We start from the raw sequence: 14,414 nt of genomic DNA, 5'->3' as shown, positions 1-14,414 counted from the left end.
CCCGAGAGGGCCACTGGCACGCGCACGGGGCGCGCGCCCCGCCTCCGCGCCACCTCGCCCGCTCGCCCTCACGCTAAGGGCGCACGCCGCACTGCGCGTGCGCATCTCGCGCAGTCCAACTAGCGCTGCAGGTGGGTGATGGCCGCGGCGAGCAGCGCCGCGACCCCGCGCTTGGGCACGTGCAGCACCTTGCGGCGCAGGGGCGGCGGCGCCGCGGTGTAGTGGGTGCTCACCTGGTGGTGCAGCTCGGTGGCGCCCCACACCAGCACCAGGTCTGCCCACTCGAGGTCCCCGCGCGCCCGGTCCGCCGTGCGCCGCTCGGTGCCGTCCACCAGGCGCAGCGCCACCTCGGCGCCGGCGATCGTCCCCAGCTCCTCGCGCACGGCAGGGGAGCCTCCCACGATGACCACCCGCTGCACGCCTGCGCCGCGGCAGGCCTCGAGGAAGGCCCGCTCCGCGCGCCGGTTGTCCGAGCCGCCGCAGTGCGCGCAGTGGCTGCGCGGCGTGACGTGCAGGGGCTCGCGGCCGCTGCCCTGCGCCGCGGCGAGGCAGGCGGGGGCGCCGCAGTGGGGAAAGAAGCGCCCGTCCAGGAGGGCGGAGGCGCGCGCGAGCTTCTCCTCGCTCATGCGGGCCTTGCCGGCGCGGGTGAGCCCGCCCTCCTCGAGGGCGGCGCGCGCGCGGGTGCGACTGTCGGCGAGCGTGAGCCCGCGCTCGGCGAGCCACCCGTCGATGTCGCGGTCCGCGCTCACGGCGCCGGGTCCGGGCTCGGCGGCGGCGAGGGGACGGGCACCGCGGCCGCGGCGGGCGCCGGGAACAGCTCGCCCTGCGCGCGCGGCAGCCCGAGCGCCTCGCGCACCGGGGCGAAGCTGCGGCGGTGGATGGGCAGCACGCCGCGCTCGCGCAGCGCCTGCAGGTGCTTCGGCGTGGGGTAGCCCTTGTGCACCGCGAGCCCGTAGCCCGGGTGCTGCCGGTCCAGCTCCACCATCATCCGGTCGCGCGTGGTCTTCGCCAGCACGCTGGCGGCCGCGATGCTTAGCGAGAGCGCGTCCCCGTGGATGATGCCCCGCTGCGGGCAGGGGCACTCGGGAATCTTGCGCGCGTCCACCAGCGCGAAATGGGGCACCAGCCCCAGCGCCTCCACCGCGCGGCGCATGGCGAGCAGGCCCGCGTGGTAGATGTTCAGCCGGTCGATCTCCTCCACCTCGGCCACGCCCACGCCCCACGCGAGCGCGTCGCGCTTGATGGCCTCGGCCAGCTCCTCGCGGCGGCGCTCGTCCAGGATCTTCTTCGAGTCGTCCAGGCCGCGCAGCCGGTAGCCGCGCGGGAGCACCGCGGCGGCCGCCACCACGGGGCCGGCGAGCGGCGCCATGCCGGCCTCGTCCACGCCCGCCACGTGCTCGAGCCCCTGCTCCCACAGCTCTACTTCGAAGCGCAGCAGGTTGCGCAGCCGCTGCCCTTCCGCGCGGTTGCGCCCCTCGCGCGTGCGCAGCCGCCGGGCGAGCGCGCGCGCCGCCTGGCGCGGGTCCGCCTCCAGCGCCGCGAGCAGCCCGTGGGGCACGGGCTGCGCCTGCTCCACGAAGCGCAGGGTGAGCGCGCTCACGGGCTGGCGCAGCAGCTCCTGCAGGGGATCTCCAGAGGGGTCGGGCGGGGGCGTGGCGCGGGGCATCGGTGAGGGCAACGCTAGCGGCCAGGGGGCCGCCCCACAACGCTGCTCGCCCCGCCGTCTGCCCGGCGGGCGCCTAGCGATCCAGCGCGAGCGTGAGCTCGGCGGTGCTCGGGTAGCAGTGGCAGGCGTCGCAGGTCCAGCCCACCGCCACGGCCGGGCTCGTCTTGGGCGCGCGCTCGGCCTGCACCTCCACCGCCCCGTCGCCGATCTCCTCGTTCACCGCGAGCGTGGCGCCGCGCGCATCCGTGGTGCCGATCAGCGTCTTGCCGCTGCCCTCGTTGCGCGCGGTGACCACGGCGCCCTCCACGGGCGCCCCCTCCGCGTCCACCACCTTCACCCGCAGCAGCACCAGCTCCACGGAGCACGCATCGGGGCGGTCCGGAGGTGGCGGAGGCGGCTCCACGCACGCGACGAGAGGGACGAGCACGGAGGAGAGCACGAGCAGGTGCAGGGCAGGCCACGTCATGCGGGAGGAGGTAGTGACGGGCCTGCCCCCCAGCAAGGGGAGGTGTCGAGCGGACGGCGTTGCAAGTGCCCGCACCCCGGTGGGCGGCACGCCTAGCCGGGGAGATCGTCCAGTGGCGAGCCCAGCCAGGCCTGGAAGGCGGCGCGCTGGGCATCCGTGGGGCGCTCCACGCGCACCAGGTAGGCGGCGTCCGCGGGCTTCTGCCCCAGCACCACCGTCACCTCCATCAGCCGGTCGCGCCGGAACAGCGCGATGCGCACGGAGTCTCCCGGGCGCTTCTCCTCGCAGCGCGCGAGCAGCGACGCCCCGTCCACCTTGAAGCCGTCCAGCGCCACCAGGTCGTCCTCGGGGTAGAGGCCCGCCTCCTGCGCGGGGCTGCCCTCCAGCACGCTCGCCACCGTGGCGCTGCCGCGCGGGGTGAGGCCGAGCCAGCCGCGGGGCCGGCTGTCGGCTGCGCGCACGCGGGGGCCGCTGCCGCCCTTGTCGCTCGCGGACTCGCGCACGCGAAAGCGCAGCTCCAGCCCCACGTGCGCGAAGGGGGCGTAGTCCAGCTCCCTGGTGCCGCGCACGCTGTGCTCGAAGAAGCGCGCGAGCTCGGCCGCAGCCTCTGCACCAGCGAGTGCCTCCACGCGCTCGCGCGCGAGCGCCTCCACGCCGTCCTCCGGCACCCCGGAGCCGTCCCCGTAGCGCTCGAAGAGCGCGCGCATCAGGTGGTCGAGGCTGAAGGCATCCCGGGTGAGGCGGCGCAGCTCCAGGTCCAGCAGCGCGCACACCACCTCGCCCTTCAGGTAGTAGGAGATGGCGCTGTTGGGGGAGTTCTCGTCCGGCCGGTACTGCTTCACCCAGCTGAGCAGCGAGGCGTCGCTGAGGCTCTGCACGCGCCGGCCGGGGGTGGCGTGCAGCTGGCTCAGCGTCTCGCCCAGGCGGGTGAGGTAGCGCGCGGCGGACATCAGCCCCGCGCGGCGCACCACGAGGTTGTCGTAGTACGCCGTCCCGCCCTCGAAGGCCCACAGCAGGGTGGTGTAGTTCTCCTGGCCGTAGTCGAAGGGGACGAAGGCGCGCGGCTTCACCCGCTTCACCATCCACAGGTGGAAGTACTCGTGCGCGGCCAGGGTGAGCAGGTCCTCCCAGCCGCGCGCGCTCGCGAGCCCCGCGCGCGGGAAGAGCAGCGCCGTGGAGCTCGCGTGCTCGAGCCCGCCGCGCCCCTTGTCCGTGAGGTAGAGGAGGAAGAGGTAGCGCTGCAGGGGCAGGCCGCCGAACAGCGCCGCCTCCGTCTCCACGAGGCGCTGCAGGTCCTGCGCGAGCCGCTCGGGCTCGGCGAGCGTGTCTCCCCACACCACCAGCTCGTGGGGCACGCCGCCGGCAGCGAAGCGCACGGGCGTGTGCGGGCCCACCTCGAAGGGGCTGTCCACCAGGACGTCGTAGTCCGCGGCGACGAAGGCCCCATCCTCGCCGCGCTCGAGCGCGGTGAAGGTGCGCCAGCCCTCGGGTGCCTCCACCTGCACGTGGTGCGCGAGCGCGCGGGTGCGCTCGGTGTAGAGGAACAACGTCGCGCCGTTGAAGTAGGCGTGGCTGCCGTCCAGGTGGCTCGTGCGCACCGTGAGCTCGTTCGCGTAGACGCGGTAGCGCAGGGTCACCGCGCCCTCGGCGCCGCTCACGCGCAGGGTGCGCTTGTCCATGCGCGTGACGGGAAGCGCAGCGCCGCGCTCGTCCACCGCCTGCACGTCCTGCACGTGGCGCGCGTACTCGCGCACCAGGTAGCTGCCCGGGGTCCACACCGGGAACAGCGCGTCGAGCTGCCCGCCCCGCACCGCGAGCGCGGGAAAGCGCGCCTCCACCTCGAAGAGGTGCGAGTGGGGCCGCGGCATCGCGACCCGGTAGTCCACGGTGGCCGGGGCAGGGGACGGGGGCATCAGCTGCGCGGCGCCTCCTTCGCGCGCACGAGCACGGCGCCGAAGAAGCCGTCCGTGTTGTGCAGGTGCGGGGCGAGCCGCAGGAAGGGCCCCGAGCCCAGGCGCTCGGCGAGCTCGGGCCCCAGCAGCTCGGCCACCGGGCGCACCTGGAAGTCCGGGTGGCGCGAGAGGAAGTGCGCCACCACGTCCTCGTTCTCCGCGCGCAGCACGCTGCAGGTGCCGTAGATGAGGCGGCCGCCGGGCTTCACCATCGTGGCGAAGCGCTCGAGCAGCGTCTTCTGCCGCTCCACGTGCACGGTGAGATCCTGGGGCGTGAGCCGGTAGCGCGCGTCCGGCTTGCGGCGGTAGGTGCCGGTGCCAGTGCAGGGCGCGTCCACCAGCACGCGGTCCGCCTTGCCGGCGAGCGCGGCAATCGCCTCGTCCGCGGCGGCTCCTTCCGCGGGGATGACCTGGGTGCGCACGTTGTGCACGCCGGCGCGGCGCGCGCGCTTGCGCAGCTCGTCCACGCGCTTCTCGTCCACGTCCAGCGCGTGCAGGTCGCCGCGGTTCTTCATCTGCGCCGCGAGCTGCAGCGTCTTGCCGCCCGCGCCCGCGCACGCGTCCACCACGCGCGTGGGCGGCGCGTCCACCAGCATGCCGAGCAGCTGGCTGCCCTCGTCCTGCAGCTCGAAGAGGCCGTCCTTGAAGCTGGGCAGCGAGAAGGCGTTGAGGCGGCTGTCGAGCACCAGGCCGAGCGCGGACAGGGGTGTCTCGCGCGCCTCCACGCCCTCCTCGGCGAGCCGCGCCTTGAGGCTCGCGCGGTCCGTCTTCAGCGCGTTGAGGCGGGCGGTGAGCGGGGCGCGCTCGTTCATCGCCTCGGCGGCGCGCGCCGCGTCCGGGCCGAAGGTCTCCTGGAAGGCACGCGCGAGGAAGTCCGGCAGCGACGCGGCGATGGGGAAGCGCTGCGCCTCGGGCAGGGCCTCGAGCGCGGCGGCCGCCTCGGGCAGGGCGAGGAGGCACTGGGCATCCTCCTGCAGGAGCGAGGAGCCGCGCGCGACGAGCTCGGGCGGCTCGCCGTGCAGCACGCGGCTCGCGGCGAGCCGCAGCACGTCCTGGCGCGAGGGATCCAGCCGCTCGAAGCGGGGCCGCGCGTGCTGCAGCAGGAAGTCCACCGTGCGCCGGCGGCGCAGCAGCGCGTAGACGCGCTCGGCCACGGCGCGCCGCTCGTTGGAGTAGAGGTTCGTCTTGCGCCGCAGGGTGAAGTCCAGCGCGCGGTCGGCGAGCCGGCCCTCGCGGGTGACGAGCCCGTAGGCCTCGAGGCAGGCCTGCAGCACCAGGTCCTCGCGCAGCGGGCGCTCGCGGTGCGCCTCCCCGGCGCGCGGTGCCGCCGAGCGCGGCGTGGCGGAGCGCGGCGGCAGCTCCGGCTCGCGCTGCGGGGGACGCCCGGCGGCGCGCGGACCGGGGCGGCCCTTGGCATGCGCGGCCTTGCGCGGGGCGGAGGAGGGGGCGGGGCGGCGGTTCTTCAAAGCGGTGTTCCTCTTCTGGGCGGGCGCCCGGGGACCCCTTGCGCGCTCGCGGCGGCGGTCCGGGGAAGGCGCATCGCATCCCCGGCGGGCCTTGACAAGGGCCGAGCGCAGGGCGGCCGGCCGGACGGCCTCAGGCGCGGCGCCGGCGGCGACGGGCGAAGCCCGCGGCGAGCAGCCCCGCGACCGGGAGCAGCGCCGCCGCAGGGCTCGCACTGCAGCCCCCCGACTGCGCTCCGTCCGAGGGATTGAGGGCGGCCGGAGGCTGCTGGGCCACGCCGCCGCCGGCCGACGGGGGCAGGGGCTGGCCCGGGGCCACCACCAGCACGGTGAGGCTGCGGGTCACGCTCTGGGCGCCCGAGGTCGCGGTGGCGCTCACGGTGTACTGGCCCGGCTCGGTGAAGGTGTGGCTCGCCTGCGCGCCCGTGGAGGTACCGCCATCGCCGAAGCTCCAGTTCAGGGTCGGATTGGACAGCGAGGTGGTGGCGGTGAACTGGGCCTGGTGCGGCGCCGTGCCGCTGTCCTTGTCCACCGCGACGCTCAGGCTCGCGGCGGAGGGCGGCGCGGCCACCTGCTTCGTGAGCGTGAAGCTGTCCACCACGCGGCCCGAGGGGTTGAGGAAGCGGGCCTGCAGCGTGCCCCCCTCGACGTTCACGTCGAGGAAGCCGTAGTCGGTGTCGTTGCGCACCGCGCTCCAGGAGGGCTTCGCGGTGGTGAAGGGGCGCAGGGTGGCGCCGCCGCTGCCCACCACGAGGTAGGGGATGCCGCCGCTGCTCGCCACGTTGTCGCCCTTCATCGGGTAGCTGCGCTCGTAGTTGTGGTCGTGCCCGGTGAGCACCAGGTCCACCCCGTACTTCTCGAAGAGGGGGCCGAACTCGCGGCGCATCGTGAGCTGGCTGCCGTGATCGCCGCTGGAGAAGGGCGGGTGGTGGAAGAAGACGACCTTCCACGCCGCCGTGCTCGCCGCGAGGTCCTGCTCCACGAAGGCCTTCTGCGCCGCCAGCGTGCACTTGTCCGCCCCGGACATGCCCAGCGCGCAGTTGGAGTCGAGCGAGACGAAGTGGATGAAGCCCCAGTCGAACGAGTAGAAGCGCTCGCTGCCCAGCGCGTTGTTCGTGGGCAGGTAGAAGTTGTCCAGGTAGGGCTGGGCCTCGTTCGTCACGTACTCGTGATTGCCCACGCTGGGGAAGAGCGGCACCTCCGCGAGCAGCCCGGCCATGGGCGCGAAGAGGTTGGTCTGGAACTGCGCCTCGGTGCCCGCGTCGTATGCGTTGTCGCCCAGCGCGACGAAGAGCTCCGGGTGCAGCGCGAGCATCGCGTCCGCGACCTGCTTCTCCTGGGTGCCGCCGGTGCCGAAGTCCCCCACCGCGGCGAAGTGCACCTTCTGGGTGCCCTGCAGCGGCGCGGTGACGAAGCTCTTCGCGGGGCTGCTGCTGCCGCACGCGTCCACCACGTACGAGTAGCGGGTGGCCGGCTCGAGGCCGCGCAGCGTCACGGCCTGCACCGCGGCGCTGCTGCCGGCGTTCGCGCTCAGGTCCGTGCTGCTGCCCTTGCCGTAGCGCACCGTGGCGGCGCAGGTGCCGCTCATCCGGAAGGCCACCGTGGCCGCGTCCGGCTTCACGTTCTGGAGATACGGGGCGCGGGTGAGGGTGGCCGCACGCGCACCCTGCGTCGCACCCACGAGCGCGAGGAGCAGGGCAGGAAGGAGCAGGCGAGGGGACAGTGCGTCTCGACGGTGCATTCGGCCTCCGCGCCGGGGAAGCTCCCCGGGCGCAGAGTGAAACCGTCGGCTGGTCTACGAAGTTCCCTCTCCCACCAGGGGAGCGGGGCGCCTGCCTGCCCGCCTGCTCTGCGTGAGGCTACGGCTTCACGCTGTAGCTGGAGAGCTCCTCGAGGCGCTCGCCGTCCTCCTTCACCTTGCCCACGCCCGGCACGAGCCAGTAGTCGCGCACCTTGCCGTCCTTGTCGGTGCGGTCGCGCTGCAGGTGCACGGCGTTGGTGAACTTGCCGGCAGGCACCTCGACGGTCTCGTTCACCGCGATGATGCGCCACAGGTAGGGCTTCATGGGCTCGCTCGTGGCCGGGGTCCCGTCCGTGTACGCGACCTTCTCCGTCACCTCACCCTGGGTGTAGGTCCAGCCCACCTCGTGCGACGCGGAGATGGACTTGAGCGTGGCGGGAGACCAGACGCTGACGCTGTAGAGCTGCCCGTCGTGGTGGTCCTCCTCGCGCAGGCGGGTGACGAGGCCACCGGACTCCTGCTGCCAGGAGCGCTCCAGATACACGGGGGTGCGCTGCTGCACGCTCTCCACCTGGATGGCCTGCACCCCGGGCTGGTTGGGGACGTCCTGGAGGCCCTTCACCGTCACGTCCTTGGTGTAGCGCCGTCCGTCCTTCTCGGTGATGGCGTAGGTCCAGGTGGAGCCCGTGGTGAGCGGCCACAGGCTGGTGGCGCTCGCGGGCGGATTGGGCTGCGGGTTCACCGGGCCCGGGTCCACCCCGGAGCCGTCGTCGGTGGGAAGGCTTCCGCCCCCGCAGCCCGCCGTGAACACCAGCGCCGCGAATGCGGCGAGCACCTTCGTCTTCTGCGTCTTCATGTCAGCTCCTCCCTTGCCCCCGACTTCGGGGACACCGTCGTCCAGCGCAGTCCGCGCAGGGCGCTGCCGTTCGTGCCGCTGAGCGCCGCGGCGAGCACCCCGGGCTCGCGCTCCTCCACCTCGAGCTCCAGGCGGCGCGCGTCGAAGTCGAGCGCGCAGCCCTTCACCAGCACGTTGCGCGCGCCGAGCGCCTGGCGCAGCGAGGCCTCCGCCCCCACCAGGTCATCCGCCTGCGCGCTCACCACCACGCGCTGCTTCGAGGGCTTCTCCTCTTTGTTCAGCAGGTCCTGCGCGAAGAGCATCAGCGCCACGAACGAGGCGCCCGCGAACGCGATGCCCAGCGTGCCGTGGCCACAGGCCATGCCCAGCCCGATGACGAGGAAGAGCACGGCCGCGTCGCGCGGGTCCTTGAGCCCGGACCTGAAGCGCACGAAGCCGCCCAGGCCCACCAGCCCGAAGGCCTTGGCCATGCTCTCGCCCACCACCAGGGTGATGACGGCGGCGGCCGCGCACAGGAGGATCTGCGCCTGCATCATCTCGGCCTTGGGCAGCGGGCGCCCGAAGAGCAGGCGCCACGGGCGCAGGCTGAGCACCGTGCCGATGAGGGTCGCGGCGAGCAGGCGCGGCACCATGGTGCTGGCCTGCACCGGCATGGGCACCGCGGAGGCCGACTCGGCCAGCGATTGGAGCTGGGGAAAGAGCATGGTCGGGACCTTGGGGCCTAGGTCGGCGCCAGGAGCGCACTACGCTCGGGCGCCACTTCGGCGATGCGGATGGAGGAGGGCGCCTGCGGCGCAGGCGCGCTGGTGACGACGGCGCAGGCGTTTCGCAGCAAGGGCAGGCGCGAGGGCGAGGCCTCCAGCACGCGCGCGAGCAGCGCCCGGGTGCGCTCGCCCAGCGGCAGGCCGCGCATGGACGAGAGCACGGTGGCCGGCCAGCGCGCGGCGTACGCCTCGCGCAGGGCCCACGCGCGCGGGTGGTCCAGCCCGTCCAGCGAGTCGATGGCCTCCTTCGAGCGGGCCGCGCCGCGCTCGCGCAGCGCGAAGGCCTCGTCGGTGGTGAGCCCCGTGAGCGAGCGCATCACCAGCTTGAGCGCGTGCTGCTCGAGCGAGGCGCGCAGGGCGCTCGCGAACGGGGAGTCCAGCCCCGTCACGCTGCGCAGCACGGCGAGCCGGTCGTTGGGTAGCAGCCGCTCGCGCAGCGCATCCGCGCGCTCGCCCGCCACGCCCTGCAGGCTGCGCGCGACGTCCGCGTACAGGCCCGCCGCCACGCCGCGCTCACGCATCACCCACGCCGCCGCGGTGTCCACGCCGGCGAGCCCACACAGCACGTCCGCGAGCTGGCCCGCGTGCAGGCCGTGCTCGCGCAGCGCCCAGGCCACCTCCGTGTCCACGCGCTTGAGGCTCTGGAGCACGTCGCGCGGGGCGAGCGGGAAGAGGCGGGTGCGCAGCGCGTCCGCACGGGCGGACGCATCGTACACGAGGCTCTGCGCGACCTCGGCCGGGGCGCGCGGGGCGAGCAGCTCGCGCAAATCCCACGCGGCCTCGTCGAAGAGGCCGGTGAGGCTGCGGGCGGTGAGCTCGGGGAAGCGCTCGGCGGCCGCGAGCCGGCGCTTGTGCGCGGCCGTGCCCGGCATGCCGCCCAGCAGGAACACCCCCAGCGCGGGCTCGCGCGTCTCCAGCCCGTCCAGCACGTCGTAGAAGCGCTGCTCGATCGCCGCAGGCTCCGGGCTGAACGGGGCGGGGGCCGCAGGCGGCGCCGCGATGCGCTGGATGGTCGGCTCACGCCCCTCGAGCCGCGCGACCACCGCGTCCACGATGCGCTGCTCGAGCACCCACAGGGGCTGCTCGTTGTTCTCGATGACCAGCCAGCGGCTGGGCTCCTGGCGCGCGAGCTCGCGGAACTGCTCGCGCACGCGCACGCTCAGCCCCGCGCCCACCAGGCCCTTGCGGCTGTCGCTGTCCTTCTCGCGCCGCTCCTTGAGCTTGCCCAGGCGCTTGCGCAGCCGGGCGAGGTCCGGGTCCACGTCCACCAGGATGACCAGGTCCGGCCACAGGCCCTGCGAGGCCAGCTCGCAGGAGGGCTGCAGCTCCGCCTGGGGCAGGCCGCGCCCGCCCCCGCTCAGCGCGAGCTGCGAGTAGAGGTAGCGGTCGGTGATGCACACGTCGCCGCGGGTGAGCGCCGGGGCGATCACCTCCTCGAGCTGCTGGGCGTCGCGCGCGAGGTTGAGGAAGAACTCGGTGCGCGCCCCCATCTCCAGCAGGCGCGCATCGCGCGTGAGCTCGCGGATGCGCCGCGCGATGGGACTCTGCAGCTCGCCGCCCTCCCGCGCGTGCGTCACCCGGTAGCCGAGGCGCTTGAGCCGCGCCGCGAGCAGGTTGGAAAGCGTGGTCTTGCCACTGCCGTCGATGCCTTCGAAGTCGATGAACACGAGAACCCCTACCCCCCGACGCTGCCACCCATGGCGCGCTCCTCGAGCTGCGCCATTCCCACTGCGAACTTGCTGTAGCCCCGGTCACTCGCGCGCTGCAGCGCGGAGATCCACTCCGGCAGCTCGCGCCCCAGGTGCTTCACCTCCACGATCACCTCCGGGTCGCGCAGCACCGGCGCCCCGAGGCGCTCGGCATTCAGCGCCTGCTCGGAGAAGGCGAGCTCCGCGGTCACCCGGTGGTACGCGATGTGGCGGTCCACCGTGACGCGCCACGCGTCGCTGCCCTGGTACACGGTGCGCGCGTAGGTGACCCCGAGCGTGGGGTGCAGGCTGCCGCCGGCGATGAGGGGCAAGAGCCCCACGCCGCCGCGCATCACCGTGCGGAGCTGCCCGCGGGGCACCCACACGCGGCGCTTCTGCGTCACCCCGTTGCGCTCGCGCTTCACCTCGAGCACCACGCGCGCCACGCCGTCCGCGCCCACGTCCGGCGCGTACTCCTTCGTGCGCACCTTGAGGCAGTCGTGCGGCGTGCGCAGCGCGCGCTCGGTGAGCGGGTGGCCCAACCGGTCGAAGTACACGGAGGTGATGCGCGTGGGCAGGGGCACCGGCCCGAGCAGCTCCCCCGAGAGCCGCTCGCACAGCGCCTGCGCCTCGTCTGCGCCGAGCACGAGCTTGAACTCGCGCCGCAGCTTGGTGACCTCTCCCTCGGCAAAGCGGATCATGGGTGCAGGTCCTCTAGAAGCGGGTGGCCAGCTGCACGGAGAGCTCGAGGCCGGGCGCCTCGTCCCCCGGGCGCAGCGCGCGCTCGGCCTGCAGCTGGGCCTTGAACACTTCCGCGTACAGCACGTTCACGCCGCCGAGCACCGCATGCCCCTGCGCGCGCTGGGCTTCGCTGCGCAGCTGCATCAGCTCCGCGCCCACCAGCGGCTGCAGCGCCCAGGGCCCCGTGCCCACGGGCAGCGTGTAGCTGGCGAGCGCCGTCTGGGCGAGGAAGCGGCCCACGGGCAGGTGGCCCGCGCTGCCCTCCGCGCTCAGGCGCAGCGCGCCGAGCTCGAGCGAGGCGTCCGCGGCGCCCGCGTAGTTGCGCACGCCCTTGAAGGCCTCGGTGAGGTAGGTGCTCGCGCCCAGCGTGAGCGCGGAGAAGGGCTGCACGGCGATGCGGCCGGACACGTCCTCGCTCGCCGGCGTGCCGAACTCGTCCAGCGCGCCGCGGAACACGCCCGCGGAGGCGCGCAGCGCCCAGGCCCCCTGTGCCTTCACCTCGCCCATCAGCCCCATGCGCCGCCCGCCCAGCTGGTGGTCGTCCACGAGGTACTTCTGCACGAGGCCGCGGTTGATGAGCGGCAGGCTCCAGGACGACTCCAGCTCGCGCGCGAGGAAGGGTGCCTTGAACTGCCCGGCATACAGGCGCAGCCGCTTCGCGTCGTCCGCGAGCCGCACGTACGCGTCCTTGAGGATGGCCTTGGAGGAGAGGTCCGCGCTCACCTCCGCCTCGACGTTGCGGTAGCGCGCCTCCACGCCCACGCGCGCCTCGCTCACGCCCAGCTTGCGCTTGTAGTCCTTGCGCTCGTCCGCGCTGCCGCCCGCGTACACGCGGCCGGACACGCGCACCTTGGGCTCCTTGCGCACGGGCTCGGAGGCGCGCTCGCGCCCCTCGGAGGGCGCCGTCACGGGCTCCTCGGGCGCCACGAGCGCGCCAGAAGGCTCCGTCGGCAGCTCCCGCTGCGCAGGCTGCGCCGGCGCCGCGGGCAGCGCGAGGCCCCCCGCGGGCGCCTCGTCCGTCTCGGCGGCGGCGAGCGCCACCGGTGCATCCAGGTCACCCACGCTCACGGCGTTGCCCGGAGCGTCGCCCGGAGCGTCGCCCGGAGCCTCCAGCGGAGCCGCCTCGGGCTCCGCATCGGGCGCTCCGGCCGCGCGCGCCTGCGCAGCCTGGAACGAAATCAGGAGGACTGCAGCGAGGAGGCCCCGCCGCCCATGCACGAAAACCGTTGACCCGCCCATTGCCCCCGCCTCCCCACCGCAGCCCGCACGGCTGCACTGCAACAGGGGTGCCCAGCGCTGCCGCTATCCACGGAAGGACAGTTCAACGCCCTCTTCGGGGCAGCGCACGGCGTGGCGTGGGTGCAACGGGGGCGTCACACGGAAGAAAAGTACTGATCCAGGGGGCCGTGCGGTCTTTCGAAGTTACAGACGTTCAGCCCCGTGGAGCCCTCAGTAGCGCGGCAGGCGTGGATCAACCTGGAGGCTGTAGAGGTCGATGCCGCCGCGCAGCGACACCGCGTCCACGCCGCGCGCGCGCAGGAAGGCCGCGCCGTCCAGGCTGCGAACGCCGTGGTGGCAGTAGACGACGACGGGGCCGGGCCTTGCGGCGAGCGCCTCGAGCTCGTCCGCGCGCTCCTCCAGCTCCGGCAGCGGGATCAGCACCGAGTCCGGCAGCGCCACGTACGCGTGCTCGTGGGGAAAGCGCACGTCGAGCAGGGCAGGGCGCTGCTCGGCGGGCCCGCTCAGGCGCGCGGCGAGCTCGGCGGGGAGGATCTCGGGGATGGGCATGAGGGCTCAGGTGCCAGAGGCGCAGAACTGCTCGTAGTCGATGAAGCGCACCTGGGCGCCCGGCGCGCAGGTGGGGCAGGCCGGGTCGCGGCGCAGCTTGAGCGTGTGGAAGTGGGTGCCCAGCGCGTCCAGCGTGAGCAGGCGCCCCACCAGCGGCTCGCCGATTCCGAGGATGAGCTTGAGGGCCTCGTTGGCCTGCAGCATCCCCACGAGCCCGGGCAGCACCCCGAGCACGCCGGCCTCGGCGCACGAGGGCGCGAGCTCGGGCGGCGGCGGCGCCGGGTAGAGGCAGCGGTAGCAGGGGCCCTGGCCGGGGACGAACGTCGTCACCTGGCCCTCGAAGCGGAACACCGAGCCGTGGATGTTGGGCTTGCCCTGCAGCACGCAGGCGTCGTTGAGCAGGTAGCGGGTGGGGAAGTTGTCGCCGCCGTCGAGCACGAGGTCGAAGCCCTCGAGGATCTCCACCACGTTCTGGGAGGTGAGGCGGGTCTGGAAGGTGCGCACCTGCACGTCCGGGTTGAGCGCCTCGATGGCCGCCTTCGCGCTCGCCGTCTTGGGCTGGCCGGCGCGCTCCTGGGTGTGCAGCACCTGGCGCTGCAGGTTGCTCAGGTCCACCACGTCCATGTCCACGATGCCCAGCGTGCCCACCCCGGCCGCCGCGAGGTACAGCGCCGCGGGCGAGCCCAGGCCGCCCGCGCCCAGCAGCAGCACGCGCGCCCCGAGCAGCTTCGCCTGGCCCTCCTCGCCCACCTCGGGCAGCGAGAGGTGGCGCCGGTAGCGCTCGCGCTGCTCGCGGCTGAGCACCCGGGGCTTCTCCACCGGGAAGGCGCGGTCGCTCCAGCGCCCGTAGCCGCCCGCGAGCGAGCGCACGCGCGTGTAGCCCATGTCCTGCAGCGTCTTGGCCGCGAGCGCCGAGCGGGTGCCGCCCGCGCAGTAGAGGACCAGGTCCTCGTCGCGCCGCACCCGCTCCTCGATGCGCAGCTCCAGGAAGCCGCGCGGGAGCGAGAGCGCGCCCGGGAGGCGCCCCGCCGCGTACTCCTCCACCTCGCGCACGTCCACGAGCCGCGGGGGTGCCCCCGCGTCGAGCGCGCGCTTGAGCTCCTCCACGGACACTTCGCGGATGGCCGCGCGGGCATCGGACAGGAGGTCGCGGAAGGTGGGCGCCATGGCCTCTCCTCTTAGCCGCCGGGGGGCGCCACTTCCACCGCCTCCCACCCTGGCAGGACGCGCGGTTGGGCGCCGGACGCCCGCGGCTCGCTCCCGCCCGCCTCCCCGCCGGGCGGGCAGGC

At 74.2% G+C, this 14,414-nt stretch carries 13 protein-coding genes; all 13 read right to left on the bottom strand.

The window, feature by feature from the left end; genetic code table 11:
• Window positions 1–119: 119 nt before the first annotated feature.
• On the bottom strand, window positions 120–749 hold the full coding sequence (locus FGE12_RS03815; protein WP_194797545.1) for a hypothetical protein: 630 nt from the start codon (window positions 747–749) through the stop codon (window positions 120–122).
• Window positions 746–1,666, bottom strand: a complete 921-nt coding sequence (locus tag FGE12_RS03810; protein WP_153864762.1) for a ribonuclease HII — start codon at window positions 1,664–1,666, stop codon at window positions 746–748. The genes FGE12_RS03815 and FGE12_RS03810 overlap by 4 nt, the downstream gene beginning before the upstream one ends.
• A 73-nt stretch (window positions 1,667–1,739) precedes the next feature.
• Window positions 1,740–2,132 (bottom strand): carboxypeptidase regulatory-like domain-containing protein, encoded by a 393-nt coding sequence (locus FGE12_RS03805; RefSeq protein ID WP_153864761.1) that lies wholly within the window; start codon window positions 2,130–2,132, stop codon window positions 1,740–1,742.
• A 92-nt stretch (window positions 2,133–2,224) separates the two neighbouring features.
• Entirely contained in the window at window positions 2,225–4,045 is a 1,821-nt protein-coding gene (locus FGE12_RS03800) for a M61 family metallopeptidase (protein WP_153864760.1), read from the bottom strand.
• Window positions 4,045–5,550 (bottom strand): RsmB/NOP family class I SAM-dependent RNA methyltransferase, encoded by a 1,506-nt coding sequence (locus FGE12_RS03795; protein ID WP_370458874.1) that lies wholly within the window; start codon window positions 5,548–5,550, stop codon window positions 4,045–4,047. The genes FGE12_RS03800 and FGE12_RS03795 overlap by 1 nt, the downstream gene beginning before the upstream one ends.
• Before the next feature lie 130 nt (window positions 5,551–5,680).
• Window positions 5,681–7,288, bottom strand: coding sequence for a metallophosphoesterase (locus tag FGE12_RS03790; protein WP_153864759.1), 1,608 nt, complete (start codon window positions 7,286–7,288; stop codon window positions 5,681–5,683).
• Between the two features lie 118 nt (window positions 7,289–7,406).
• Complete coding sequence (locus FGE12_RS03785; protein ID WP_153864758.1) at window positions 7,407–8,144, bottom strand: hypothetical protein; 738 nt, start codon at window positions 8,142–8,144, stop codon at window positions 7,407–7,409.
• Window positions 8,141–8,848, bottom strand: coding sequence for a DUF4956 domain-containing protein (locus FGE12_RS03780; protein ID WP_153864757.1), 708 nt, complete (start codon window positions 8,846–8,848; stop codon window positions 8,141–8,143). The genes FGE12_RS03785 and FGE12_RS03780 overlap by 4 nt, the downstream gene beginning before the upstream one ends.
• Before the next feature lie 17 nt (window positions 8,849–8,865).
• The gene (gene tmk, locus FGE12_RS03775; RefSeq protein WP_194797544.1) at window positions 8,866–10,575 is read right to left on the bottom strand and encodes a dTMP kinase; all 1,710 of its coding nucleotides are present in this window, start codon (window positions 10,573–10,575) and stop codon (window positions 8,866–8,868) included.
• An 8-nt stretch (window positions 10,576–10,583) separates the two neighbouring features.
• Window positions 10,584–11,297, bottom strand: coding sequence for a VTC domain-containing protein (locus FGE12_RS03770; protein WP_153864756.1), 714 nt, complete (start codon window positions 11,295–11,297; stop codon window positions 10,584–10,586).
• Between the two features lie 13 nt (window positions 11,298–11,310).
• Window positions 11,311–12,405, bottom strand: coding sequence for a hypothetical protein (locus FGE12_RS03765; RefSeq protein WP_370458873.1), 1,095 nt, complete (start codon window positions 12,403–12,405; stop codon window positions 11,311–11,313).
• 381 nt (window positions 12,406–12,786) lie between these two features.
• A complete protein-coding gene (locus FGE12_RS03760; protein WP_153864754.1) occupies window positions 12,787–13,125 on the bottom strand; it encodes a rhodanese-like domain-containing protein in 339 nt (112 codons plus the stop codon).
• Window positions 13,126–13,131: 6 nt separating this feature from the next.
• On the bottom strand, window positions 13,132–14,292 hold the full coding sequence (gene moeB, locus FGE12_RS03755; protein ID WP_153864753.1) for a molybdopterin-synthase adenylyltransferase MoeB: 1,161 nt from the start codon (window positions 14,290–14,292) through the stop codon (window positions 13,132–13,134).
• Window positions 14,293–14,414: the final 122 nt, after the last annotated feature.

Origin of the sequence: Aggregicoccus sp. 17bor-14 (assembly GCF_009659535.1) — a bacterium.
In the GTDB taxonomy this organism is placed as follows: Bacteria; Myxococcota; Myxococcia; order Myxococcales; family Myxococcaceae; genus Aggregicoccus.
This window is presented reverse-complemented; position numbering and strand designations above follow the sequence as displayed.

What these genes read in the sequence shown, in the direction of transcription:
- FGE12_RS03785 (WP_153864758.1), bottom strand. Translation starts at nt 8,144, where the DNA reads ATGAAGACGCAGAAGACGAAGGTGCTCGCCGCATTCGCGGCGCTGGTG.
- FGE12_RS03790 (WP_153864759.1), bottom strand. Translation starts at nt 7,288, where the DNA reads ATGCACCGTCGAGACGCACTGTCCCCTCGCCTGCTCCTTCCTGCCCTG.
- FGE12_RS03800 (WP_153864760.1), bottom strand. Translation starts at nt 4,045, where the DNA reads ATGCCCCCGTCCCCTGCCCCGGCCACCGTGGACTACCGGGTCGCGATG.
- FGE12_RS03760 (WP_153864754.1), bottom strand. Translation starts at nt 13,125, where the DNA reads ATGCCCATCCCCGAGATCCTCCCCGCCGAGCTCGCCGCGCGCCTGAGC.
- FGE12_RS03780 (WP_153864757.1), bottom strand. Translation starts at nt 8,848, where the DNA reads ATGCTCTTTCCCCAGCTCCAATCGCTGGCCGAGTCGGCCTCCGCGGTG.
- FGE12_RS03805 (WP_153864761.1), bottom strand. Translation starts at nt 2,132, where the DNA reads ATGACGTGGCCTGCCCTGCACCTGCTCGTGCTCTCCTCCGTGCTCGTC.
- FGE12_RS03770 (WP_153864756.1), bottom strand. Translation starts at nt 11,297, where the DNA reads ATGATCCGCTTTGCCGAGGGAGAGGTCACCAAGCTGCGGCGCGAGTTC.
- FGE12_RS03810 (WP_153864762.1), bottom strand. Translation starts at nt 1,666, where the DNA reads ATGCCCCGCGCCACGCCCCCGCCCGACCCCTCTGGAGATCCCCTGCAG.
- moeB (WP_153864753.1), bottom strand. Translation starts at nt 14,292, where the DNA reads ATGGCGCCCACCTTCCGCGACCTCCTGTCCGATGCCCGCGCGGCCATC.